General features: G+C 73.1%; 22 protein-coding genes. 15 read left to right on the top strand and 7 right to left on the bottom strand.

Annotation, left to right across the window (positions count from 1 at the left end; genetic code table 11):
• Positions 1-91 precede the first annotated feature (91 nt).
• From D7M15_RS17445 to D7M15_RS17435, 3 genes are all read left to right on the top strand, one after another.
• Positions 92-685, top strand: coding sequence for a hypothetical protein (locus D7M15_RS17445; RefSeq protein ID WP_121520925.1), 594 nt, complete (start codon positions 92-94; stop codon positions 683-685).
• A 145-nt stretch (positions 686-830) separates the two neighbouring features.
• On the top strand, positions 831-1682 hold the full coding sequence (locus tag D7M15_RS17440) for a hypothetical protein (protein WP_121518368.1): 852 nt from the start codon (positions 831-833) through the stop codon (positions 1680-1682).
• A gap of 125 nt (positions 1683-1807) precedes the next feature.
• The gene (locus D7M15_RS17435) at positions 1808-2758 is read left to right on the top strand and encodes a DUF389 domain-containing protein (protein ID WP_121518367.1); all 951 of its coding nucleotides are present in this window, start codon (positions 1808-1810) and stop codon (positions 2756-2758) included.
• Between the two features lie 109 nt (positions 2759-2867).
• On the opposite strand, the gene D7M15_RS17430 is transcribed toward D7M15_RS17435, so the two are convergent.
• Complete coding sequence (locus D7M15_RS17430) at positions 2868-4754, bottom strand: BCCT family transporter (protein ID WP_121518366.1); 1887 nt, start codon at positions 4752-4754, stop codon at positions 2868-2870.
• 411 nt (positions 4755-5165) lie between these two features.
• Here D7M15_RS17430 and D7M15_RS17425 point away from each other — a divergent pair, with 411 nt between their 5' ends.
• Complete coding sequence (locus D7M15_RS17425) at positions 5166-5930, top strand: SDR family NAD(P)-dependent oxidoreductase (protein ID WP_121518365.1); 765 nt, start codon at positions 5166-5168, stop codon at positions 5928-5930.
• 60 nt (positions 5931-5990) lie between these two features.
• Here D7M15_RS17425 and D7M15_RS17420 read toward each other — a convergent pair whose 3' ends face one another.
• The gene (locus D7M15_RS17420; RefSeq protein ID WP_121518364.1) at positions 5991-7184 is read right to left on the bottom strand and encodes an RtcB family protein; all 1194 of its coding nucleotides are present in this window, start codon (positions 7182-7184) and stop codon (positions 5991-5993) included.
• A 225-nt stretch (positions 7185-7409) separates the two neighbouring features.
• Between D7M15_RS17420 and D7M15_RS28540 the strand changes: the two genes are divergently transcribed.
• The 3 genes from D7M15_RS28540 to D7M15_RS17405 all read left to right on the top strand — a co-directional run bounded on the left by D7M15_RS28540 (position 7410) and on the right by D7M15_RS17405 (position 10913).
• Entirely contained in the window at positions 7410-8408 is a 999-nt protein-coding gene (locus tag D7M15_RS28540) for a hypothetical protein (RefSeq protein ID WP_165906283.1), read from the top strand.
• 119 nt (positions 8409-8527) lie between these two features.
• Entirely contained in the window at positions 8528-9220 is a 693-nt protein-coding gene (locus tag D7M15_RS17410) for a DUF3558 family protein (protein WP_121518363.1), read from the top strand.
• 175 nt (positions 9221-9395) lie between these two features.
• Positions 9396-10913 carry a DUF2637 domain-containing protein gene (locus D7M15_RS17405; protein ID WP_240649353.1) on the top strand — a complete coding sequence of 506 codons (1518 nt, stop codon included), beginning with the start codon at positions 9396-9398 and terminating at the stop codon, positions 10911-10913.
• A 40-nt stretch (positions 10914-10953) separates the two neighbouring features.
• Here D7M15_RS17405 and lysS read toward each other — a convergent pair whose 3' ends face one another.
• Complete coding sequence (lysS, locus tag D7M15_RS17400; protein ID WP_121520921.1) at positions 10954-12732, bottom strand: lysine--tRNA ligase; 1779 nt, start codon at positions 12730-12732, stop codon at positions 10954-10956.
• Between the two features lie 202 nt (positions 12733-12934).
• On the opposite strand from lysS, the gene argS reads away from it, so the two are divergent.
• The 4 genes from argS to D7M15_RS17380 all read left to right on the top strand — a co-directional run bounded on the left by argS (position 12935) and on the right by D7M15_RS17380 (position 17248).
• Positions 12935-14713 (top strand): arginine--tRNA ligase, encoded by a 1779-nt coding sequence (gene argS / locus D7M15_RS17395; RefSeq protein ID WP_121518362.1) that lies wholly within the window; start codon positions 12935-12937, stop codon positions 14711-14713.
• A gap of 55 nt (positions 14714-14768) precedes the next feature.
• Complete coding sequence (locus D7M15_RS17390; protein ID WP_121518361.1) at positions 14769-14969, top strand: hypothetical protein; 201 nt, start codon at positions 14769-14771, stop codon at positions 14967-14969.
• Between the two features lie 151 nt (positions 14970-15120).
• On the top strand, positions 15121-16617 hold the full coding sequence (locus tag D7M15_RS17385) for an FAD-binding protein (RefSeq protein WP_121518360.1): 1497 nt from the start codon (positions 15121-15123) through the stop codon (positions 16615-16617).
• A gap of 118 nt (positions 16618-16735) precedes the next feature.
• Positions 16736-17248 (top strand): GNAT family protein, encoded by a 513-nt coding sequence (locus tag D7M15_RS17380; protein WP_121518359.1) that lies wholly within the window; start codon positions 16736-16738, stop codon positions 17246-17248.
• Between the two features lie 49 nt (positions 17249-17297).
• Here the strand turns inward: D7M15_RS17380 and D7M15_RS17375 are convergent, their stop codons facing one another.
• On the bottom strand, positions 17298-18536 hold the full coding sequence (locus D7M15_RS17375) for an aromatic acid exporter family protein (RefSeq protein ID WP_121518358.1): 1239 nt from the start codon (positions 18534-18536) through the stop codon (positions 17298-17300).
• A 189-nt stretch (positions 18537-18725) separates the two neighbouring features.
• Here D7M15_RS17375 and D7M15_RS17370 point away from each other — a divergent pair, with 189 nt between their 5' ends.
• Positions 18726-19487, top strand: a complete 762-nt coding sequence (locus D7M15_RS17370) for a class I SAM-dependent methyltransferase (RefSeq protein ID WP_121518357.1) — start codon at positions 18726-18728, stop codon at positions 19485-19487.
• A 51-nt stretch (positions 19488-19538) separates the two neighbouring features.
• On the opposite strand, the gene D7M15_RS17365 is transcribed toward D7M15_RS17370, so the two are convergent.
• The 3 genes from D7M15_RS17365 to D7M15_RS17355 all read right to left on the bottom strand — a co-directional run bounded on the left by D7M15_RS17365 (position 19539) and on the right by D7M15_RS17355 (position 22273).
• Entirely contained in the window at positions 19539-20447 is a 909-nt protein-coding gene (locus D7M15_RS17365; RefSeq protein ID WP_121518356.1) for an NAD-dependent epimerase/dehydratase family protein, read from the bottom strand.
• Between the two features lie 13 nt (positions 20448-20460).
• Positions 20461-21222, bottom strand: coding sequence for an SDR family oxidoreductase (locus D7M15_RS17360; protein ID WP_121518355.1), 762 nt, complete (start codon positions 21220-21222; stop codon positions 20461-20463).
• A 166-nt stretch (positions 21223-21388) separates the two neighbouring features.
• Positions 21389-22273 (bottom strand): IS982 family transposase, encoded by an 885-nt coding sequence (locus D7M15_RS17355; protein WP_121517663.1) that lies wholly within the window; start codon positions 22271-22273, stop codon positions 21389-21391.
• A gap of 75 nt (positions 22274-22348) precedes the next feature.
• Here D7M15_RS17355 and D7M15_RS17350 point away from each other — a divergent pair, with 75 nt between their 5' ends.
• The 3 genes from D7M15_RS17350 to D7M15_RS17340 all read left to right on the top strand — a co-directional run bounded on the left by D7M15_RS17350 (position 22349) and on the right by D7M15_RS17340 (position 24147).
• Positions 22349-22900, top strand: coding sequence for a MarR family winged helix-turn-helix transcriptional regulator (locus D7M15_RS17350; RefSeq protein WP_240649352.1), 552 nt, complete (start codon positions 22349-22351; stop codon positions 22898-22900).
• Between the two features lie 102 nt (positions 22901-23002).
• Entirely contained in the window at positions 23003-23830 is an 828-nt protein-coding gene (locus tag D7M15_RS17345; RefSeq protein ID WP_240649351.1) for a helix-turn-helix transcriptional regulator, read from the top strand.
• Positions 23827-24147, top strand: a complete 321-nt coding sequence (locus D7M15_RS17340) for a DUF397 domain-containing protein (RefSeq protein ID WP_121518354.1) — start codon at positions 23827-23829, stop codon at positions 24145-24147. The genes D7M15_RS17345 and D7M15_RS17340 overlap by 4 nt, the downstream gene beginning before the upstream one ends.
• Positions 24148-24162: the final 15 nt, after the last annotated feature.

Below are 24162 nucleotides of genomic sequence, written 5' to 3'. Positions count from 1 at the left end.
CCGCCGGGCGTTTCACAGACGTCTGCGGGGGGAGGTCTCTGACACGATGATCGGGTTGCGCGGCGCGAGCCGCGAGTGGTCGGGTGGTGACATGAAGCGCGGTGGCGGACTGGGCGAGGGGACCGGGGACCTCGAGCCCGAACGCGCGCGGGGCGGGCGGCACCGGCGGGACGCGGCGGCCCGGCAGCAGCGACGCGAGCCGGTGACCGGAGCGGCGGCGGGAACAGGGAACAGCGAGGGTGGCGGCCGAGTGGGGGTGACCTACAAGTACTTCGGCGCGCCGGACGGCGCCACCGCCGCCCGGGTCCCCATCTCGATGCGCCCGGAGGAGCTGGGCGGTGACGAGCTGGGGCACGGCATGTTCACCAAGATCAAGCCGGAGACGATGGCCGCGATGGTCCTCACCGGCATCGAGGGCATACCCCTCTACCGCGTCCCCCCGCTCGAACTGGTCGTGCTGCACCCGGACTACGCGGTGGTGAAGCTCCCCATGACCGTGGTCGACCCGCTGCGCGGCATCGGTGAGGAGTCCGTCGGCGCGGCGGCGTTCATCTGGTCCACGGTGCCCGACCGTTCGGGACCGCAGGACGCGTTCAACGTCTACCGGCTGCTGCACGAGTGGCAGGACTTCTCCGAACGCCTCCACCTCAACGGCCACCAGGCGTACTGCCTGGTCTGGCCCTGACGCCTCCCCGACTCCTTACCGGGGCTTCCCTGCGCGGTGTACGGGTACGGGCGTGCCCTGGCCCGGAGCGTGTCCGCCGGTCTAGCGTGTCCCCGGCACCGGTCGCCCGCCGTGGGCGGCGGGGACGACGCCCTGGAGGCCGGACGTGTCGAAGCGCACCCCGCACCGTACGAGCGCGCAGCGCACGACCGCGCACCGCACGACGCCGCACGCCGCGCTCGCGGCTGCCGCGGCGCTCGGCCTCGCCGGGAGCCTGCTGCTCGGCGGCGTCGGCCGGGCCGACGAGCCGCAGCCGGGCGGCACTTCGCCCCAGGATCTGGCGCGCGCCTCCGCGCCGCAGTGGAACTTCCCGCGCGCCAACAGCAACGACCCGTGCTGGCCCGAGGACCCGTTCGACTCCGAGGGCCGGCCGAAGAAGGGCACGCTCCAGAACTGGCCGGACAGCGACGGCGGTTGCGCCCCGCACGGCGCGGACTTCCCGACGTTCTTCACGGCGAAGCGGTGCGATGACGCGGAGATCCGCGCCAGTTACACCATCTACCAGGCCAGCAGCGGCTTCAAGCCGTCCGGGCACCCGCACGACTTCGAGCACGTGGACGTCGTGTGGAAGCGGGACGGCGACCGGTGGACCCGTTCCGACCTGCTGCTGAGCGCGCACGGCAAGCACCGGCACGCGTCGTGGGACGAGGCGGAGAGCTGGAACGGGGACCGTACGAGCGCGGGTCTCGGCCGGGAGTACCCGCGGGTGTTCGTGGGCTTCGGCAGCCACTCCATGTTCAACGACCAGAAGGCGGGCCTGAAGGACGTGCTGTCCGCGTACACGGACCTGGAGTACCGGCAGGCCGACTACCCGGTGTGGTCCGACGAGGGCGGCGGCCTGGTGGAGGTCGTGCCGGACGGCGACCTGTACCGCGAGTTCAAGGAGAACGCGTCGGCGTTCGGCAGCGCCAACGGCAACCCGGCGGCCACGGCGGACCGGATGTGCGAGCACAGCTGACGGCCGGGCGCCCGTGGCCCGGCGCCCGCCGGAACTGCCGTTCCCCGTACGCCGGTTGACCTCGCGCGGCCCCTAGGACCGGCCTCACCGGCACCGCCCGTACGACACCGCCTAGTCTTCGCGGCATGCTGCATCTGCGCATCATCGCGCCCGTGGACCGTACCGAGGCCGTCGTCGCCCTGCTGGAGGGCACCGTCGGCACCACGCACCTCGCCGTGTTCCCCGGCGCCGCCCGTACGCCGCCCGGCGACGTCGTCATGTGCGACGTCGCGCGGGAGGCGGCGGACGACCTGCTGGCGGAGCTGCGCGCGTCGGGGCTGCCGGAGGACGGCTGCGTCGCCGTCGACGAGGTGGAGCTGAGCCTGTCCGACCGGGCCGAGCAGGCGAAGGTGGACGCGCCGGGCGAGGGCGTGGACGCCGTGCTGTGGGAGTCGCTGACGGAGGAGACGCACGAGGAGTCCCAACTCTCCATCACCTACCTGGCGTTCCTCACGGTGGCGACGATGCTCGCCGCGTGCGGCGTGATGCTGGACAGCGCGATCCTGCTCGTCGGGGCGATGGTCGTCGGGCCGGAGTTCGGTCCGCTCGCGGGGGTCTGTACGAGCGTGGTGCGGCGGCTGCCCCGGCTGGCGTTCAGCTCGCTGACGGCGCTGGTGGTGGGCTTCCTCTTCGCGATGGCGGCGACCGGCGTGTTCAGCGTGGTGCTGGACGGGCTCGGGCTGTTCTCCGAGGAGGACTTCACGGCGCCGCACCCGGTGAGCGACTTCGTGTGGCACCCGGACGCGATGTCACTGGTGGTGGCGATGCTCGCCGGGGTGGCGGGCATCCTCTCCCTGACGTCCGCGAAGTCCGGCGCGCTGCTAGGCGTGGCGATCTCGGTGACGACCGTACCGGCGGCGGCCTTCGCCGCGCTGGCCCTCGGTTACGGCGAACTGGCCGACGGCGGCCGCGCGATGCTCCAGCTGGGCGTGAACCTCGTCGGCATCCTTCTCGCCGGGACGCTGACGCTGCTGGCGCAGAAGGCGTTCTGGGCCCGTAAACGCGCACAGCGCCCCGCCTCGGACCCCGTGTCCTGAACTCCCGGACCGGGGGCCGCGGCGGGGCGCCGCTGTCCGTCGTGACCTGCCCGGCGTGACCCGCCGGTCACTCCCGGCCGGTCACTCCGTGCGGGTCACGCCGTGCGGGTCACTCCTTGCCGACGCCCGCCTCGGCGTCCGGCGCGGCCTTGTCGGTGCCCGACCCAGCCTTGACGGGCTCGGCGTCGCCGGAACGGGTGCCGCTGTCGGACGCGTCGTCCGGTACGGCGCCGTTCCCGTTGACGGCGGCCTCCTCGGCCTTGAGCAGCGCCTCGTCGGCGATCTGCCGTACCTCTTCGAGGTCGACGTCGCTGCCCGGACCGATCCGGATCTCGAAGTCGCCGTCGTACTGCGTGTGTCCGGCGATGACCGCCATCTCGACGGCCTCCTCGCCCATCTCGCTGCGCAGGATCAGCGCGTCGCGCCGCAGGTCGCGCATGAGGGCCACGCAGAGTCCGACCATCACGAGCGTGAACGGCACCGCGGCGAGGATGGTGAGGTTCTTCAACCCTTCCAGCGCCTTGTCACCACCGTCCCCGATGAGCAGCATGATCGCGCCGACCGCGCCGGTCAGGACGCCCCAGAAGATGACGACGGGGCGGCTCGGCTCCATCGTGCCCTCCTGCGACAGGGTCCCCATCACGATGGAGGCCGCGTCCGCGCCGGAGACGAAGAAGATGCCGACGAGGATCATGACGATCAGCGAGGTGAACCCGGAGATCGGGTACTCGCGGAGCACCGCGAACAGCTGCCCCTCGACGGTGCCCGCCTCGGTCAGCTTCGCGCCGCCCGCCTCCAGGTGCATCGCCGTACCGCCGAAGATCGCGAACCAGACCAGGCTGACGGTGCTGGGCACGAGGATGACGCCGCCGACGAACTGGCGGATCGTACGGCCGCGGCTGATGCGCGCGATGAACATGCCGACGAAGGGCGTCCAGGAGATCCACCACGCCCAGTAGAAGATCGAGTTGCCGGACAGCCACGTCAGGATGTCCTCGCCGCTGCTCGCCTCCGTACGGGACGCCATCTGCGGCAGGTCGCCGAGGAACGCGCCGAGCGAGGTGGGGATCAGGTCCAGCATCAGGACCGTCGGACCGGCCACGAAGAGGAAGACGACCAGCAGCCCGGCCAGCACCATGTTGATGTTGGACAGCCACTGGATGCCCTTGGCCACACCGGACACGGCGGACAGGATGAACGCCGCGGTCAGCACGGCGATGATCACCACGAGGACGCCGGTGCTGACGTCCGACATCCAGTTGACCTCCTCGATGCCGCTGCCGATCTGGAGGGCGCCGAGGCCCAGCGACGCGGCGGAGCCGAAGAGGGTCGCGAAGATCGCGAGGATGTCGATGGCGCGGCCGATCGGGCCGTTGGCGTTCTTCTCCCCGATGAGCGGGGTGAAGACGGCACTGATCGTCTGGCGCCTGCCGCGGCGGAACACGCTGTACGCGATCGCCAGGCCGACCACCGCGTAGATCGCCCACGGGTGGAGCGTCCAGTGGAACAGCGTCGTCGCCATCGACGTTTCCATCTTGGCGCCGGAGTCCGGCGGGTTGGTGCCCGGCGGCGGCGAGGTGTAGTGCGTCAGCGGCTCGCTCACGCCGTAGAACATCAGGCCGATGCCCATGCCCGCGCTGAACATCATCGCGACCCACGAGACGGTCTTGAACTCCGGCTCCTCACCCTCCTTGCCGAGGGTGATGCGGCCGTAGCGGCTGAAGGCCAGCCACAGCGAGAAGACCACGAACCCGGACGCCGCCAGGACGAACGCCCAGCCCGCGTTCTTCATCACGCCTTCGAGCATCGAGGTCGACGCGCTCTCGAGGGAGTCGGTCGCGACCGCTCCCCACACGATGAACCCGAGTGTCAGTGCCGCCGTGACACCGAAGACGATCTTGTCCGTCCGGGGAGCGGCGGCGGCACTGTGACCGGTGTCGTCCGGGGCCGGCGGCGCGCCGCCTCTCGACTCCCTTTCCTCCCGTTTGTTCTGCACGTTTCGACCTTTCCTTCATTCCCTTATGGAGTTGGGTCCTGTGGGCCGCTACCCGACCTCGCCCACCGCATGCCCTGCGGCAGGCGGCGGTTGCCCGGGGCGACCGACGTACGGCGGACCCGTCCCCTTCGTCCTGTCTCCGGGCGTGGCGGCCCGGTTCCTCCCGGCACCTCGGCGCCGGGACCGGGCGTCGGAGCTCTCCCGGAGGGAGCCCGGCGGCGCCCGGCTGGTGTGGCAGGGTATCCGCGATCCCCCGCGACGGGGCCCGGCCGTGGCCGGATTGCCGCCGTCGGGACCTCACGGTTTCGTGACGGTCGCGGGTCGGGGCGGTACGTAAGCGGGCGTACGGGGCGGGTCGTACGGGGCGCCCGGCCCGCGCACCGGCCCCGGTGGCGCACGTACGCTGCGGGCATGACCTCCACACGTACCGCAGTCATCACCGGGGCCAGCAGCGGTATCGGTGCGGCCTCCGCCCGGCGCCTCGCCGCCGAGGGCTTCCGCGTCGTCCTCACCGCGCGCCGGGCGGACCGCGTCGAGGCGCTGGCGGCGGAGCTGGTACGGGACGGGCACCGGGCCGAGGCGTACGCCCTCGACGTCACCGACCGCGCCGCCGTGGACGCCTTCGCCGCCGGGCTCGACCGGTGCGACGTACTGCTCAACAACGCGGGCGGCGCCTTCGGCCAGGACCCCGTCGCGACGGCCGACCCGGCCGACTGGCGGCGGATGTACGAGGTGAACGTGCTCGGCGTGCTGCACGTGACGCAGGCGCTGCTGCCCGCGCTGGCCGCGTCCCCCACCGACGAGGGCACGGTGGTCGTGCTGTCCTCCACGGCGGGCCACGGCACGTACGAGGGCGGCGCGGGCTACGCCGCCGCGAAGCACGGCGCGCACGTCCTCGCGGAGACGCTGCGGCTGGAGCTGTGCGGCCATCCCGTACGCGTCGTGGAGATCGCGCCGGGCATGGTGCGGACGGACGAGTTCGCGCTGACGCGCTTCCGCGGCGACGAGGCGCGGGCCGCGAAGGTGTACGAGGGCGTGGCCGCGCCGCTGACGGCCGAGGACGTCGCGGACACCGTCGGCTGGGCGGTGACCCGGCCGCCGCACGTGAACGTGGACCTGCTCGTCGTACGCCCGCGGGCACAGGCGTCCAACACGAAGGTGCACCGGGAGGGTTGAGCCGTACGGGGGCCGGTGCGCGTGCCCCGGCCCCCGTACAACCCTCAGCCCTTCAGCCCTTCAGCCCTTCACGCAGACGACCTGCTTCAGCTTCGCGACCACCTCGACGAGGTCCCGCTGCTGGTCGATGACCTGCTCGATGGGCTTGTACGCGCCCGGGATCTCGTCCACGACGCCCGTGTCCTTCCGGCACTCCACGCCCCGCGTCTGCTCCTCCAGGTCGCGGGCGGTGAACCGCCGCTTCGCCGCGCTGCGGCTCATCCGCCGCCCGGCGCCGTGCGATGCGGAGTTGAACGAGTCGGCGCTGCCGAGGCCCTTCACGATGTACGAGCCGGTGCCCATGGAGCCGGGGATGATCCCGTAGTCGCCGCTGCCCGCGCGGATGGCGCCCTTGCGGGTGACGAGCAGGTCCAGGCCGTCGTACCGCTCCTCCGCCACGTAGTTGTGGTGGCAGGAGATGACGGACTCGAACGTCGGCTTCGCCTTCCGGAACTCCTTCCGCACGACGTCCTGGAGGAGGCCCATCATGACGGCGCGGTTGTGCCGGGCGTACTCCTGCGCCCAGAACAGGTCGTGCCGGTACGCCGCCATCTGCGGGGTGTCCGCCACGAACACCGCGAGGTCGCGGTCGACGAGGCCCTGGTTGTGCGGGAGGCCGCGCGCGACGCCGATGTGGTGCTCGGCCAGCTCCTTGCCGATGTTCCGCGAACCGGAGTGCAGCATCAGCCAGACGGCGCCGGTCGTGTCGACGCACACCTCGCAGAAGTGGTTGCCCGAGCCGAGCGTCCCCATCTGCTTCGTGGCCCGCTCCCGGCGGAACCGCACCGCCTGCGCCACCCCGTCGAAGCGGCCCCAGAAGTCGTCCCAGCCCGCGGTCGGGAACCCGTGCAGCCGCCCCGGGTCCACCGCGTCGTCGTGCATGCCGCGGCCGACGGGGATCGCCTGCTCGATGCGCGTACGCAGCCGGGACAGGTCGCCGGGCAGGTCGTTCTCCGTCAGCGACGTCCGTACGGCGGACATGCCGCAGCCGATGTCGACGCCGACGGCGGCGGGACACACCGCGCCGTGCATGGCGATGACGGAGCCGACCGTCGCGCCCTTGCCGTAGTGCACGTCGGGCATGACCGCGAGGCCCTTGATCCAGGGCAGGGTGGAGACGTTGCGCAGCTGCTGCATCGCCCCGTCCTCCACCGTGCCGGGGTCGGCCCACATCCGGATCGGGACCCGGGCTCCCGGAACCTCCGTGTACGGCATCGTGCTCGACTCCCCCCATGTGAGACCCGCGTGAACACGCGTGAGAATCCGCGTGCGAACGGTCGACAGAACCGCACGCGACCGGGATACGTCCGAAAAGGAAAAGCCGGACTTCGCGCAACATAGGCGTCACGGGACCGGACGGCCGTGCGGTGCGTGCGATAGACATTGTGTTCCGTTGCCCCCTCCCGGGGACAACACGTTTTCGACTCCAGGAGGCGACCGGTGCGGCGGAGGGCAAGGACGTTCCTGACCGGCGCGGGGCTGGTGGTCGTACTGACCGGCGGCCTGAGCGCCTGCACCGGTTCGTCCGACTCCGACTCCGGCGGCGGTGACACCAAGCCGGGCGGCACGAGCGCGGCGGAGCCCGACGCGCGGCCCGGCCGGTACCGCACGCTGCCCGAACCGTGCGGTGAGGTGAGCCGCGAGACGCTGGAGAAGATGCTGCCCGGCGCCGAGTCCGCCGCCGACGACGACGGGGGGCTGGGGAGCAGCACGCCCCCGTCGCCGTTCGAGGGCGAGGCGACCGTCACGTACGACACGGACCGCCGCGCCGGATGCACCTGGCAGAGCGCGACGAGCCTCGGCAGCAGGCATCTCACCGTGGACTTCGAGCGGGTGGTGTCGTACGACCCGACCGTGGGCGACGACGAGCAGACGGACGTGCTCTACGCGGAGCGGGCCGAGAAGGCCGGGATCAGCCTGGAGGACGACCCGTCCGCGAGCGACGACGCGGACGCGGACGCGGACGGCGACGAGGGTACGGACGACGGCGGCAAGGGCGCCGACGCCTCCCCGGACCCCGGCGGCGCCACCCCCGAGGGCGGCAAGGCGGGCGAAGCCGTGGACGGCGGCCCGAAGGGCGACGGGGACGGCGACGGCGGGACCGGCGACGGGGACGCCGAGGACGGCAACTCCCCCTCCGGCTCCCCCTCCCCGACCGACGACCCGTCCGGTTCGCCGGACCCGGAGGAGCCGGAGCCCTCCCGTACGCTCGACGGCATCGGTGACGCCGCCTTCATCGCGGACGAGTTGGTGAGCGCCAAGAGCGGCCGGGCCACCCACCGGGACGTCCAACTCGTGTTCCGCCGGGCGAACGTCCTGGTCACCGTCGAGTACACCCAGTCCGTCGCGGACGAGCGCCGCACTCCGGACGGCGTCGAACTCCAGGAGCGCGCGCAGGAGTTGGCGCGGCAGCTGGCCGCCCGGTTCGACGACGACTGACGGTCGGCGGCCGGGCGTACGCGCGGGGACCCGCCGCGCCGCCCGACCCGGCCGCGTACCGTGCACCGCGAGGGCCCGGCGAGCGACGAGCCCTGAGAACACCCGGAAGCGAAGGAACCATGCACCGATTCGACACGCGCCTGGCCCGGAAGATCGCCTGCGCCGCCGTAGCCGTACCCGTGCTGCTGCTCGCGGGCTGTTCCTCGGACGACTCCGGCGGCGACGAGGGCGGCGGCGACGAGTCCAAGGCCCCGACGCCGTCGAAGTCGGCGAGCGCGGCCCCGGTCAAGTTCAAGCAGCTGCCGGACCCGTGCAAGACGCTGCCGAAGGGCACCGTCGAGGACGTGGTGCCGGGCGCCGACGACAAGGGCAAGAACCTCGCGTCGACCGACACCGAGAGCTACGGCTCCTGCCTGTGGAGCGGCGGCAGCGGCAAGAACGACGCGGACTACCGCGCGCTGACCGTCTCCCTGAAGCGGTACGAGTCGGGTGCCTCGCTCGGTTCGGGCGACACCCAGGCGGGCCGGTTCCTGAAGCAGGAGGCCGGGGCGGTCAGCGGCGACGAGGACAACAAGAAGGCCAAGGAGTCGCCGGTCTCCGGCATCGGCCAGGAGGGCGTCTCGATCGGCTACGAGACGAAGAAGAAGGACCAGGAGTACCGCGTCAACCGCACCGTCGTCCGTACGTACAACGTCGTCGTCACCGTCGACTACGAGGGCACCGGCTTCGAGGGCGCGGACCTGCCGGGCGCGGACGAACTGAAGAAGAGCGGCGAGAAGATCGCCCGGGAGGCGGTCTCGGCCGTCAAGTGACGGCGCGGCGTACGGGCGCGCGGGGCGGGTCGCCGTACGTCGACCCGCCCCGTGCACCCGTCAACCCGCCCCGTGCGTACGGCGGTTCGCCGTCACGGGGCGGCTCCGTCACCCGGGACCTTGACGCGTGTGCCAGGCTTGGCGCCGCCGACTTCCGAGGGTGGGGACAAGTCCAGTGCAGGCCGTACAACTGACCCGTACGCACCGAATACTGATCGGCGTCGTCGTCTCCGGCGCGGTCGTGATCGCCGGGATCGGCTTCGCCGGTTCGTACGCCGCCGTGCGCGACCTCGCCGAGAAGAAGGGCTTCGGCGACTTCGCGCCGTTCTTCCCGATCGGCATCGACGCGGGCATCGTGGTGCTCCTCGCGCTCGACCTGCTCCTCACCTGGATACGCATCCCCTTCCCGCTGCTGCGGCAGACCGCCTGGCTGCTGACGGCCGCCACGATCGCCTTCAACGGCGCGGCGGCCTGGCCCGACCCGTTGGGCGTCGGGATGCACGCGGTGATCCCCGTCCTGTTCGTCGTCGCGGTCGAGGCCGCGCGGCACGCCGTCGGGCGGATCGCGGACATCACCGCCGACAAGCACATGGAGGGCGTACGGGTCTCGCGCTGGCTGCTCGCGTTCCCCTCCACGTTCCGGCTGTGGCGCCGCATGAAGCTGTGGGAGCTGCGCAGCTACGACCAGGTGATCCGGATGGAGCAGGACCGGCTGGTGTACGAGGCGCGGCTGCACGCCCGTTACGGTCGCGGCTGGCGGCGCAAGGCGCCCGTCGAGTCGCTGATGCCGCTGCGGCTGGCGCGCTACGGCGTGCCGCTCGCCGAGACCGGCCCCGCCGGGCTGGCGGCGGCGGGCATCAAGCCGCCGGTCCTGCTGCCCGGTTCGGGCGCGGGTACGGCGGCGGGGGCGCTCGGCGCCGCGGCCGGGGAGGGTGAACGGACCTCCCGTGACGGGGAGTCGGCGGTACGGGAGGCGGAGGCGGCGGACGTACGGGACCCGGCGCCGGAGGCGGCGGACACGGCGGGCGTCGGCGACGCGGACGGCCCCGCGCGCCCGCCCGCCGGTGCCTCCGGACCGCGCCACGCGGCCCAGCCCACCCGCGGCCCCGGCCTCCACGAGCCCGCGCCCGACCCGGCGTACGCGGCGGAGGCGTACACCGCCGAGGCGTACGCGCCCACCGGCGGCACCCCGCGCGTGACGGTCCCCGTGGGGCCGGGCCGCGTCCGCGCGCTCGGCAACGCCAACGCGCCGCTCAACGGCGCCGCCACGCACGGCGCGTACGCGCCCGTGGACGCGCCGCCCGTGGAGGCCGCACCCCGGGAACGGGACGGGCTGTTCCTCGAACCCCAACTCCCGGCGCAGCGGGCGGAGTCGTACGGTCCCGCGCCCGAGCCCGTACCGGCGCCCGAGCCGAGACCGGAGCCGGAGCCCGTACCCGTGGCCGACCCGGCGGAGACCGAGCCCGTCGGCATACCGGACGGGGTCACGCGCGAGGACTTCTACTTCCAGGCTTACCGCGACTACGCCGCCGCCCGCTCCGACTTCCCCAACGCCCGGCAGCTCGCGATCGCCCTGAACGAGAGCCATGGTGTCACCGACGCGCACGGCAACCTGCTCAGCGAGGCGTACCTGCGCACGTACCTGCACGAGATCCGCGAGCGCTACCGCACCGAGATGGGCATGGCGGGCTGACCCGTACGCGGGCCGCCCGCCGCCACACCCCGTACGGCCGTCAGCCGCCCAGCAGCGTCCGCACCCGCTCCGCGCCCACCGCGAGCAGCAGCGTCGGCAGCCGCGGCCCGGTGTCCCGGCCGACCAGCAGCCGGTACAGCAGCACGAAGAACGCGCGCTGCGCCGCCTTGAGTTCAGGCGTCGGCTTCGCGTCCGGGGCGAGCCCCGCGCGCACCTTCGGCACGCCGTAGACCAGGCCGGTCAGCCCGTCCAGCGACCAGTTGTCGTCCAGCCCCGCCAGCAGCAGCCGCAGCGCCTCGCGCCCCTCGTCGTCCAGCGAGCCGAGCAGCTCCGCGTCCGGCGTCTCCCGTACGCGCGTGCGCTGCTCCTCCGGCACCTGCGTGGCCGTCCAGCGCTCCGCGCGGTCCAGTCGGGGGCGGCACTCGTCGAGGGAGCGCACCGGGTCGGCCGGGTCCAGCTCGCCGAGGATGCGCAACGTCTGCTCCTCGGCACCCGCCGTGACGTCCGCGACCGAGGCGAGCGTACGGAACGGCAACGGGCGCGGCGTCACGGGCAGTCGGCCCTCCGCCGTACCGGACGCGCGCGAGTGCGCCGCGATGTCCGCGGGCTGCGCGGCACCGTCCGCGATCTTGCGGACGAGCGCGTCCCACTCGTCGTACGTGCGCTGGATCTCCTGGTCGAAGGCGACCTTGAACGACTGGTTGGGGCGGCGGCGCGCGTACAGCCAGCGCAGCAGCGGCGCCTCCATGATCTCCAGCGCGTCGGCCGGGGTCGGCACGCCGCCCTTCGAGCTGGACATCTTCGCCATGCCGCTGATGCCGACGAAGGCGTACATCGGGCCGATCGGCTGCTCGCCGCCGAAGACCTCCCGTACGAGCTGCCCGCCGACGACGAACGACGAGCCCGGCGACTGGTGGTCCACGCCGCTCGGCTCGAAGGTCACGCCCTCGTACGCCCAGCGCATCGGCCAGTCGACCTTCCAGACGAGCTTGCCGTGCCGGTGCTCGGACAGCAGCACCGTCTCGCCGTGGCCGCAGGCGCACAGGTACGTCAGCTCGGTGCTGTCGTCGTCGTAGCCGGTGACGGTGGTGAGGTCGCGGGCGCAGACGGTGCAGTAGGGCTTGTACGGGTAGTAGCCGCCGCCGCCCGAACCGTCGTCCTCGTCGGCCGCGCCGGACCCCTCGGCGGCCTCCACCTCGGCGGCGTCCTGCGGCTTCTGCTGCTTCTGCTGCGGCTTCTTCCCGGCCTTGGCGCCACCGGACTGCCCACCACCGGACTGCCCGCCCTGCGCGGCCTGGTCCAGCGTGCGGTAGCGGTCGAGGACCGCGTCGATACGGGCGCGCTCGCGCATCGCGAAGAGGATCTGCTCGCGGTAGGCGCCGGAGGTGTACATCTCCGTCTGGCTGATCCCCCGGTGCTGGACACCGAGCGCGGCGAGGGACTCCGTCATGGCGGACTTGAAGTGCTCGGCCCAGTTCGGGTGCGGGCTGCCGTGCGGCGCGGGCACGGACGTCAGCGGCTTCCCGATGTGCTCCTGCCAGGCGCCGTCCACCCCGTCGACGCCCGCGGGCACCTTGCGGAAGCGGTCGTAGTCGTCCCAGGAGATCAGGTGGTCGCAGGGCACGCCCCGCCGCCGGATCTCGTCCGCGACCAGGTGCGGGACCATCACCTCGCGCAGGTTGCCCAGGTGGATGGGGCCGGAGGGGCTGAGCCCCGACGCGCAGACGACGGGTTTCCCCGGGGCGCGGCGCTCCGCCTCGGCGATGACGTCATCGGCGATACGGGATACCCAGTCGGCCTCGGGGGTGGTCTCTGCCACGTCCGGTACTTCCTTCTCTCGCTCGTGGTCCTCGCCCGGCCTGAGGGCCGGCGGCCCCATTCTCCCATCCGGAAAAGGGGATGCGGGCCGTGGGATACTTGCCTCTGCCCCACTCTCCGCGCGGGATTCGCACGGCCCGCGTGCGGGGCCCTTCGGAAGCACCCCGAACATCCTGAGCACCCGACGGAACGGTAAGCAGCCCATGGCCTCGGTCCCCTCCCTCGCCGCCACGGTCCACCAGCGCCTCGCGCACGCCCTCTCGGCCGCCGTGCCGGAAGCGGCGGGCGCCGATCCGCTGCTGCGCCGGAGCGACCGGGCGGACTTCCAGGCCAACGGCATGCTCGCCCTCGCCAAGCGGCTGAAGGGCAACCCGCGGGAGCTGGCCGCGCGCGTCACCGCGGCCCTGCCGGAGAACGACGAGATCACCGGCGTCGAGGTCTCGGGCCCCGGCTTCCTCAACATCACGGTCGGCGACGCCGCCCTCACCCGTACGCTCGCCGCGCGCGCCGCCGACGAGCGGCTGGGCGTGCCGTACGCCGAGCACCCCGGCACGACCGTCATCGACTACTCGCAGCCGAACGTCGCGAAGGAGATGCACGTCGGCCACCTGCGGTCGACGGTCATCGGGGACGCGCTGGTGCAGATCCTGGAGCACCGGGGCGAGAAGGTCGTACGGCGGCACCACATCGGGGACTGGGGCACGCAGTTCGGCATGCTCATCCAGTACCTGATCGAGCACCCGCAGGAGCTGGACCACAGCTCCGACGCGGCCGGGGCGACCGGTGAGGGCGAGGCCGCGATGGCCCGGCTGAACCGGCTCTACAAGGCGTCCCGCGCGCTCTTCGACAGCGACGCGGAGTTCAAGACGCGGGCCCGGGACCGGGTCGCGCGGCTCCAGGGCGGCGACGAGGAGACGCTCGCGCTCTGGCACAAGATCGTCGACGAGTCGAAGATCTACTTCCAGGGCGTGTACGAACTGCTGGACGTCGAGATCCGCGACGAGGACACCCTCGGCGAGAGCGCGTACAACGACGATCTGCGGCAGGTCGTCAAGGAGTTGGAGGAGTCGGGCGTCGCCGTGCGCTCCGGGGGCGCGCTGTGCGTGTTCTTCGACGACGTGAAGGGCCCCGACGGCACGCCCACCCCGCTGATCGTGCAGAAGTCCGACGGCGGCTTCGGGTACGCCGCCACCGACCTCGCCGCGATCCGCGACCGGATCGGCACGCTGCGCGCCGACACCCTGCTGTACGTGGTGGACGCGCGGCAGGCGCTGCACTTCCGGATGGTCTTCGAGACCGCGCGGCGGGCGGGCTGGCTGCCGGAGGACGCGGCGCGGCAGCTGCCGTTCGGCACGGTGCTGGGCAAGGACGGCAAGCCGTTCAAGACCCGCGAGGGCGAGACGATCCGGCTGGTCGACCTGCTCGGCGAGGCGGTCGACCGGGCGGCGGCAGTCGTACGGGAGAAGAGCGCGGGCCTCGGCCTCTCCGACGACGAGGTGCGGGAACGGGCCACGCAGGTCGGCATCGGCGCCGTGAAGTACGCCGACCTGTCCAACTCCCTCACCCGCGACTACGTCTTCGACCTCGACCGCATGGTCTCCCTCCAGGGCGACACCAGCGTCTACCTCCAGTACGCCTACGCCCGCATCCAGTCCATCCTGCGCCGCGCGGGCGACGACGCGAAGCCCGCGCCGCACCCGGAGCTGGCGCTCGCCCCGGCGGAACGGGCCCTGGCCCTGCACCTGGACGAGTTCGGGGACGCGTTGGAGCAGACGGCGGAGGCGTACGAGCCGCACAAGCTCGCCGCGTACCTCTACCAACTGGCGTCCCTCTACACGACGTTCTACGACCAGTGCCCGGTGCTGAAGGCGGACGGCGGGCCGGAGCAGGTGGAGAACCGGCTGTTCCTCTGCGACCTGACCGCCCGCACCCTCCACCAGGGCATGGCCCTGCTGGGCATCCGCACCCCGGACCGCCTGTAGGGGCGTGGGGCGCCGGGGCGGGGCCGTTGTCAGTGGTGGGTCGTACGGTCTTCGTATGCCCCTCGTCGCGCCTCTTCCCGTGCGTGTCCCCGACCCCGACGACGTCAACTCCCGTATCCGCGCGCTGATGTCCGGTCCGCCGGACGGTGGCCGCAGTGCCGAGTACCGGCAGCTGCTGGCCCTCTGGTCCCGTGTCTCCGCCCCGCCGGTCGCGCGTGCCGCCTCCGGTCCGTGCGGGGCGGCGCCGGGCGCGTAGCGTCCCGGCGGCCCCGCCGCTCCCTGTCAACTGCCGCGTGGGGGCGGCGAGTCGGGCGTACGTGTGTCCGGTTCGCCGTCCCCGATCGAGGTAGCGTCTGCACGTTCCCAGGGGGGAACGGATGCGAGCAGGCAGCTACGGAGGACCGCGCATGAGCATGGAACCGACACGCCGTCACGCCCTGCACGGGCTGGCCGCCACGGCGGCGGCCGTCACCGTCGTGGGCTTCGACCCGGCGGCCCGCGCCTGGGCCACGGAACGGCCGGGGCCCGGCGGCACCGGCTCACCGGACGCACCGTTCGACGAAGTGCCGCCGCTCGACGGCGAGTTGGTGACGGACCCCGCGTCCCTCGCCGCCGCGGCCGACGACTACGGCCACACCGTGCACCGTACGCCCGCCGCCGTGCTGCGTCCGGGCTCGGTCGCGGACGTCGTGGCCATGGTCAGATTCTGCGGCGAGCACGGCATCCCCGTGGCCCCGCGCGGCGAGGGCCACGCGACGCACGGCCAGGCGCAGGTCGACGGCGGCCTCGTCATCGCCACGTCGACGGAGGCGCTGTCGCGCGTCGAGCGGCCCGTACGGGACACCGTGACGGTCGGCGCGGGCGCCCGGTGGAGCACCGTGGCGAAGGCGACGCTCGAACTCGGCCTGACGCCCCCGGTGTTCACCGACTACCTGGAGCTGTCCGTCGGCGGCACGGTCTCCGTCGGCGGCCTCGGCGGCCAGACGCACCGGCACGGCGCGCAGGTCGACACGGTCGCGGAGCTGCGTGTGGTCACGGGCGCGGGCGAGTTGGTGCGGTGCTCCGCGACGCGGCACGCGGACCTGTTCGACGCGGTACGGGCCGGGCTGGGCCAGTGCGCGATCGTCGTGGGCGTCACGCTGCGGCTCGTACGGGCGCCGGAGACCGTACGGCACTACCTCCTGCCGTACGCCGACCTGCCGACGTTCCTCGCCGACCAGCGGCTGTTGGCCGAGGAGCGCCGCTTCGCGTACGTGGAGGGGCAGGTCGTGCCGGACGACACGGGCGCGTTCCGCACGTACCTGCTGGAGGCGGTGGCGTACGGGCCGCCCGCCGGGCCGGTGCCGGACGACGCGGCGCTGCTGCGCGGGCTGCGGCACGATCCGGCGGGCGCGGTGGTCGAGGACCTGGACTACTACGCGTTCCTGGACCGGCTCGCGGAGTCGGTCGAGCAGCAGAAGGAGGCGGGCCTCTGGGACGACGCGCACCCCTGGCTGAACCTGCTGCTGCCCGGCGACGCCGTCGAGGAGCTGGCGGGCGGGCTGCTCGACGGCCTCACACCCGAGGACGTCGGCCCGGGTGTCGTCCTCCTCTACCCGCTGGTGCGCGCACGCCTGCGCACCCCGCTGCTGCGCGTGCCGGACGACCCGATGCCGTACCTGATGGCGGTGCTGCGCAGCTGCCCGCCCGAGGACCGGGCGACCGTCGACCGCATGCTGGCGGCGAACCGCGCGGCGTACGAGACGGTGCGGGCGCGGGGCGGCAAGCAGTACCCGGTGGGGTCGGTCCCGTTCCGGCGGGCGGACTGGCGCGACCACTTCGGGGACGCGTGGCCGCGGCTGAAGCAGGCCCGGCGGCGGTACGACCCGCGCGGCCTGCTGGTGCCGGGCCAGGGCGTCTTCTGACCGGTCCCGTCCCGTCCGCCGTACGGCAGCGGCGCGTACGGCGGATGGCACCGCACCCCGTACGCGTCGGTACGACCCCTGACAGCGCCCCTACTCCCCCGTCGGGCAGGATCGTCGGATGCGGAAGATCCTCACCGGCGCCCTCGTCACGCTGCGCCCGGCGACCCCGGACGACGTCCCGGCGCTGGCCGCGATCCGGGCCACGCCCGAGGTCTACGCGCGCTGGCGCGGCGGCGACGACCTGGCGGCGGACGTCGCGGAGGACCTGGCGGACCCGGAGGCGCGCACGTACGCGGTGCTGTACGGCGGGCGCGTGGCCGGGGCGATCCAGTGGAGCGCGGAGGACGAGCCGGACTACCGGCACGCGAACATCGACATCTTCCTCGCCCCGGACGTCCACGGTCAGGGCGTCGGCACCGACGCGGTACGCACCCTGGCCCGCCACCTGCTCCACGACCTCGGCCACCACCGGCTGGTCATCGACCCGGCGGCGGACAACGACGCGGCCATCGCCTGCTACCGGAAGGTCGGTTTCCGGCCGGTGGGCGTGATGCGCCAGTACGAGCGCGGGCCGGACGGCAGTTGGCACGACGGCCTGCTGATGGATCTGCTGGCGGCCGAACTGACGTAGGGCGCCCCGGCTGCGTACCGCCCCGCCCCGCCCCCTGCGGGCGCGGGCGTCAGCCGTCGCCGCCGCCCCGCCGGGGGTGCCGGGTGGCCTCGTCGACGCCGTGCTGGAGCACGTCGCAGGCGTACTGGAACTCGTCCATCAGGCGCGTCGCCTCGACCATGAGGACGCCGTACGGCTCGCCGGGGTCGCCGAGCGGCAGCGACCCGTTCCGCGCGTCCTCCTGCAACCGGTCGCGGCACTCCTGGGCCTTCCCCGCCGCCTGGCACAACTCCCGCGCCTGCTCCTCCAGCCGGTCCTCGTCGAGCCCGCTGAGCAGGTCGGCGATGTGGGCGAGGGACGCGAGGAAGTCGCCGTAGGCGCGGGTGAAGTCGTCGTGGCTCCGGCCGCCCTCGGTCCCGTGCCACTGGTCGAGGCTGCGGGCCATGGAGGCCACCTGGTAGGAGACCCGTTCGAGGGCGCTCACCACCGCCCGGTAGCCGGCGAACGAGGTGCGGTGCCGGTGGCGGCGCCACAGCCGACGGGGGTTGTAGAGGGTGCTCTCCCACGCGGTGTGCACGGAGGCGTGGGCCTGCTGGGCGAGCGGCCCCAGGTCCCCGGCGCGCTGCCGCCAGTGCCGGGTGCGCTCCTCCTCCAGCTTCCCCTCCCGCATGGCCGCGTACATGTCGCTCACCAGCTCGCACAGCGAGTGCGCGAGGGTGTGGATGCCGTACTCGGCGCTGCGGTAGCGCATCGGGGGCAGCACCAGCGCGTTCACCACGACCCCGACACCGCACCCGATGAGCACCAGCACGACGATCTCCCCGAGCTGCGACCACCGTTCGGAGGTGTCGGCGGCCGCGACGTACGTGGAGAACGCGAAGAACGCCGCGGTGGCGACCTGCGAACCCTGGGAGCCCAGCGGGCGCCACCGGCCGATGGCCAGCGCCGCCAGGGCCATCAGCACGAACGTGAACAGGTGCGGCCCGACGAGCAGGCCCAGTACGCCCTGGAGCGCCACGCCGACGCTCACCGCGCCCACGTAGCGCAGGGCCTGGAGCATCGACTGGTAGACCGTCACCTGCATGATCAGCACCGCCGAGAACGGTGCGAAGGCCGGTGATCCCGCCGCCATCAGGTCGTAGGAGATCACCCAGGAGACGGTGGCGGCGAGGGCGCTCTTGGTGACGAGCGCGAGGGTGTGCCGCTCGTGCCCGTCCGACGCGGCCCGTACGAACCACTGCTTCACGCGGGCCGCGCGGCCCTGGGGTGCCGCGTGTGTGCGCTGCTGTCCCGCAGCGGCTTCAGCCATTCTCTCTCCCGGACACGTTCTCGTTCCACCACGGACGACGGACGTGGAGTGCCCGCCGCAGACCACTCCAGACCGTGGCGGAGGTCACACGCCCCGCGACGCGCCCGGCACGCCGCACCGGGCCGGGCGCCACCCCTGGGGGCGACCGCGCGGCGACACCGCCCGGACCGCCCGCGCTACTCTCCGGCGATGGCGATGGCGACGGACGGCGAGCACGACGCACCCGGCCCCAACGACTACGACTCCTTCGCGGCGGCGTACGCGGCGGAGGCCGAGCACAATCTCGTGAACGCGTACTACGAGCGGCCCGCCATGCTCGCGCTCGCCGGTGACGTACGCGGGCTGCGCGTCCTCGACGCCGGGTGCGGCGCCGGGCCGCTGGCCGCCGCGCTGCGCGAGCGGGGCGCGTACGTGACGGGGGTCGACGCCAGCGCGGCGATGGCGGCGCTGGCGCGGCGGCGCCTCGGCGACGGCGTACCGCTGCACGTGGCGGACCTCCGCGGGCGACTGCCGTTCGCGGACGCCGCGTTCGACGTGGTGACGGCGTCGCTGGTGCTGCACTACCTGGAGGACTGGGGGCCGCCGCTGGCCGAGCTGCGGCGGGTGCTGGCGTCGGGCGGACGGCTGGTCGCGTCCGTGGACCACCCGTTCGTGGCCTGGACGCTCCGGGACCCACGGCCCGACTACCTCGCGGCCACGGCCTGCTCCTTCGACTGGACGCTCGGCGGCCGGACCGTGCCGATGCGGTTCTGGCGCAGGCCGCTGCACGCGATGACGGACGCGTTCGCCGCCGCCGGGTTCCGGCTCACCGGCCTGAGCGAGCCGCGCCCCGACCCGGCGGCGCGTGTCCTGTTCCCGGAGGGGTTCCGCGCGTTGTCGACGCAGCCGTGCTTCCTCTTCTTCACCCTGGAAGCCCCCGGGCCCGAAGCGCCCGGGACGGTCGGCACCTGACACGGCGTACCCGCGCGTCCCGGCCGCCGACGGCTCGGCCGGGCCCTCGCGTCACGCGGGTCCGGCCGCCAACTCCCGTAGCCGCGGCTCCCCCACCTCCGACAGCATGTCGAACCGGCGCGGCGCCCAGCCCAGTTCGCGCCGGGACGCGACCGCGCGGCAGCGGCTGGAGGCGGCCATGACGAGCGCGCCGAACGGGCCCCAGATCGCGGCCGCCTCCTCCTCCCCGACGCTGCGGGTGGCGCACCCCAGGTCGGCGGCGACGCTCTCCGCGATCCACCGGTTCGGCACCTCGCCCGCCACCGCGTGGTACAGCCCGCCCGGCCTGCCGCGCTCCAGCGCGAGGCCGAACAGCCGCGCCACGTCGTCCACATGGACGTGGCTGTACGTGTTGAGGCCGGGCCCGACGTAGCAGGCCGCGCCGGTGGCGGCGACAGACCGGTGGACGAGCGCCACGTGCCCGTGGTCGCCGGGTCCCCACACCAGCCCGGGACGTACGACCATGGCGCGCACCTCGTGCGCCGCCGACGCCAGCACCGTGTCCTCCGCCGCCTTGCGGGCGGCGGCCAACGGCTCGACGGCGAACGGCTCGTGCTCCGCGAAGCCGTCCTCGCTCCACGCGCCCCCGGTCCGCTGGAGCAGCACGCCGGTGCCGGAGAGGAACACCAGCGTCCGGCCCGTACCGGCCATCGCGCGCGTCAGCTCCGCCACCGTCGCCGTCTCCAGTACGGCGTCGGGCTGGGCCGCGTACACCACGGCGTCGGCCCGGCGGGCGGCGGCGACCGTCGCGCCGCGCCCCTCGTCCAGGTCGCCGCGTACGGGGTGGATGCCCGCGGCCTCAAGTGCCGCCGCGGCGGAGGCCGTTCGGGCCAGCCCACCGACCTGGTGCCCGGCGGCGGCGAGGTGCCGGGCGAGGGCGCCGCCGACGAAGCCGGTGGCACCGATGACGAAGACGTCCACGGGTCCGCTCCTCTCAGCCGGGCAGGACGCTCAGTTCGCCGCCGTCGGCGAAGAGGGTCGCGCCGTTGACGTAGCTGCTGGCGGGGCTGACGAGGAACGTGACGATGTCCGCGATCTCCTGCGGATCACCGGCCCTGCCACGGGCGTTGGTGCGGTCGAGCGCCTCGGCGTGGTCACCGAGCGCGGCGGCGGAGCCCTCCGTACGGACGGGGCCGGGCGAGACGGCGTTGACGCGTACGCCGGAGGGGCCGAACTCGGTGGCCCAGTAGCGGGTGAGCACTTCCACCCCCGCCTTGGACGCGCCGTACGCGGCGCCGATCGGCGCGGGCATCCGGGCCGCGCTCGACCCGATCGTCACGACGGCGCCGCGCCCCCGTGCGGCCATGGCCGGTGCCAGCGCGCCGACCAGCAGGAACGGGGCGCGCGTGTTGACGGCCACGTGCCGGTCGAAGCTCTCGGCGCCGGTCGCGGCGGTGGGCGCGAAGTCGAACACCCCGGCGCTGTTGACGAGGATGTCCGCGCCCGTGGCCTCGGCGGCGAGCCGCAGCGTCTCCCCCGCGTCCGCGAGGTCGGCGGCGACGAAGCGGGCGGTGCCGCCCCGCTCCGCGATCTCCTTCACCACCGCCTCGCCACGGGTGCGGTCCCGCCCGTGCAGGACGACCGCGGCGCCCTGCCCGGCCAGGCTGCGGGCGACGGCGCGGCCGATGCCCGAGGTGGCCCCGGTGACGAGGGCGGTGCTGCCCCGCAGGGGGGTGTCGGCGTGCGTGACGGTCATGGCGTTCCTCTTCCGTGTACGGGTGCGGGTACGGGTCCGCGTACGTGCTCGGGTCCGCGTCGGTGCCCGGGTGGCCACCGGAGAGAAACTATGCACCGCAGATGTTCTGCTGACAAGAACATCTTGCTCGCAGCACATGAGTGCTAGATGAATGAGTCCGATGTCTTCAGTGGTCGTAGGCGATCAGTGATCGTTTGATGGGTGCGCCGGTGGTCCAGTTGTGCCAGATGCCGGCGGCGAGGGCGAGGAGTCGTTGTCCGGTGCGGGCGAAGACTCCGGCCGGGGTTCTGCCGCCGTGTTGTTCGAGGCTGAGCTGGCCTTTGAGGGTGTCGATGACGGCTTCGATCCACTGGCGGACCCGGGCGATCTTCCCGTGCCGGACCGGTTCGTCCTTGCGGTCCGGCCGCACCAGGTGTGCGCCGAGCCGCTCGGCGACGAACGCTTCGAACTCCTTGCCCGCGAAGCCCTTGTCCGCGAGGATCACCTGCCCTTGGCGGACGAGGTGGTGTTCGCGTTCCAGGAGCGCGGTCATCACCTCCCGTTCGCCGAGTTTCGGGTTGGCCAGGCACCAGGTGACAGGCATGCCCTCGGCGGTGGTGACCAGGTAGAGGCGGAAGCCCCAGAAGAAGCGGGAGTGGCTGCGGCAGAAGCCGTAGCCGCAGTGCCCGGCCAGGTCGGAGCGTTTGACGGTCTCGCGGGAGGCCGCGCAGGGCAGCGGGGTGGAGTCGATCAGCCGCAGGTCGTCGTTCCAGGTCGGCACCTGCCTGGCCAGTGCCTCGATCACGCGGCTGATGAGCGGACCTGCGGCGTTGAGGCGCTTGTTGTAGGCGGACTGTTGGGGCAGGTAGCGGAAGAGGTGGCCGAGGCGGGCGTGGGCGAAGCGGATCCAGTGCCGGGTCGAGGGGAACCCGAGGAGGACCTGGGCCACGGCCAGGCACATCAGTTCGGCGTCCGTCAGCTTCGGCGGTCGCCCGATCCGGCGACAAGGCGCCACGTGGTCGTCGATGAACACGTACAGTGCCGCCAGAAGGGCGTCCAGGTTTGTCTTCACACACTGACCAACGGGCGCCCTTCGCCATGGTCGCGACCAGGACGGACATCGGACTCACTCATCTAGATTGGCGCCGTGAGCGCATCCCCCTCCCCCCGCCGGAAGACCCGCCGCGCCGACAGCGCCGCCGACACCGACCCGGACGCCGACGCGGGCACCGAAGCCGTCGCACTGGGCACGGACTTCGGCTGGGCGCTGCGCATCGTCTCCACCGCCTTCCGCCGCGTCGGCACGGAGTCGGTCGCCGAACTCCCGGGCGGCGCACGCGGATACCTCGTCCTGGTGGCCCTGGCGAGCGGCGAACCCCCGTCGCAGCTGGCGCTCGCCAAGGAGGTCAGCCTCGACCGCACGGTGATGACGTACCTGCTGGACGACCTGGAGACGCAGGGCCTGATCAGCCGCAGACCCGACCCCCGCGACCGGCGCGCACGGCAGGTCCTCCTCACCGACGCGGGGCGTACGCGCCTGGACCTGGCACGCCGCAGCCTCGCGACGGCCGAGGCCCGCCTCTTCGCGGACCTCGGCACCGACGACGCCGCGCAGCTGCGCGCCCTGCTGTCCCGCGTCGCGCGCACCGCGCAGCGCGAGGCGCTGGGCCCGGACGCGCCGGGCGGCGGCGGGTGTTGAGGGCGCCGCACCGCTCGTACGGGCGAAACCCCGACACGTACAACTGAGTTGTACGTGTCGGCGCACCGTACGGACGGCCGTCCGGTGGGGAGGGGGAGGGGCATGAGGAAGCCACAGCGGAAGTACAAGAAGAACGCCACCTCGATGCGGCTCGTCGGCGCGCTCGTCGGGCAGTTCCGGCGGAAGGCGCACATGACGCAGCGGGCGCTGTCCGAGCACCTGCCGATCGACGAGGAGACCGTCGCCTCCATCGAGCAGGGCAGGCGGAACCTCCAGCCGGACGTCGCGGAGATCATGGACCAGGTGCTCGGTACGAAGGGCGCGCTGGCCGTGGCGGTGGAGAACCTGCCGGAGGTGGACAAGTACCCGCTCTACGCCGAGGAGTTCATGCGGTACGAGCGGGAAGCCCTGAGCCGGTCCGCCTTCGACGCCGTAGCCGTGCCCGGCCTGCTCCAGACCGAACGCTACGCACGAGCCGCGTTCGCCAGCGCCGTACCGCCGTTCGACGACGAGGAGTACGAGGCCGCCGTCACCGCCCGGTTGGAACGCCAGGCGGTGCTCCACCGCAAGCCCCCGCTGGTCGCCAGCTTCGTGATCGCGCAGGGGGTGCTGATGCAACAGCTGGGCGGCGCCGCCGTGTTGAAGGAGCAGCTGCGGCATCTGCGCGCCTGCGCCGACCTACCCGGCGTGAGCGTGCAGATCATGCCGTTCGAACGGCCCCTGCACGCCGGGCTGTCGGGCCCGTTCGTCCTGGTGGAGACCGCGGACCACCAGCAGTACGCGTACGTCGAGCACCAGCGCGGCAGCCAGCTCACCGACGATCCGGCCACCGTCACCGCGCTCAACCAGCGCTATGGCATGCTGCGAACGCAGGCCCTCAACACCGAGGAGACGAAGGGCCTGTTGGAGCGGATGGCGGGAGAGCTATGAGCGCGGAACTGGCCTGGTTCAAGAGCAGCTACAGCAACGAGGAGGGCGGCGACTGCGTCGAGGTGGCCTACTCGTGGCACACCTCCAGCTACAGCAACGAGGAAGGCGGGGAATGCGTCGAGGTGGCGCTCCCCTGGCACCGGTCGACGTACAGCAACGAAGAAGGGGGCCAGTGCGTCGAGGTCGCCGCCTGCGATTGCGCCGTGCACGTACGGGACTCCAAGAACCCCGACGGCCCCACCTTCACCGCCACGCCCGCCGCCTGGACGGCGTTCGTCCACCGGTCGGTCACGGCGGCGGCCCCGGCGGACCGCTGAGCTGAACGCGAGGGA

Origin of the sequence: Streptomyces sp. Z26 (genome assembly GCF_003665095.1) — a bacterium.
Taxonomy (GTDB): domain Bacteria; phylum Actinomycetota; class Actinomycetes; order Streptomycetales; family Streptomycetaceae; genus Streptomyces; species Streptomyces phytohabitans.
Note: the sequence above shows the minus strand (reverse complement) of the source record. Positions and strands in the feature narration are given on the sequence as shown.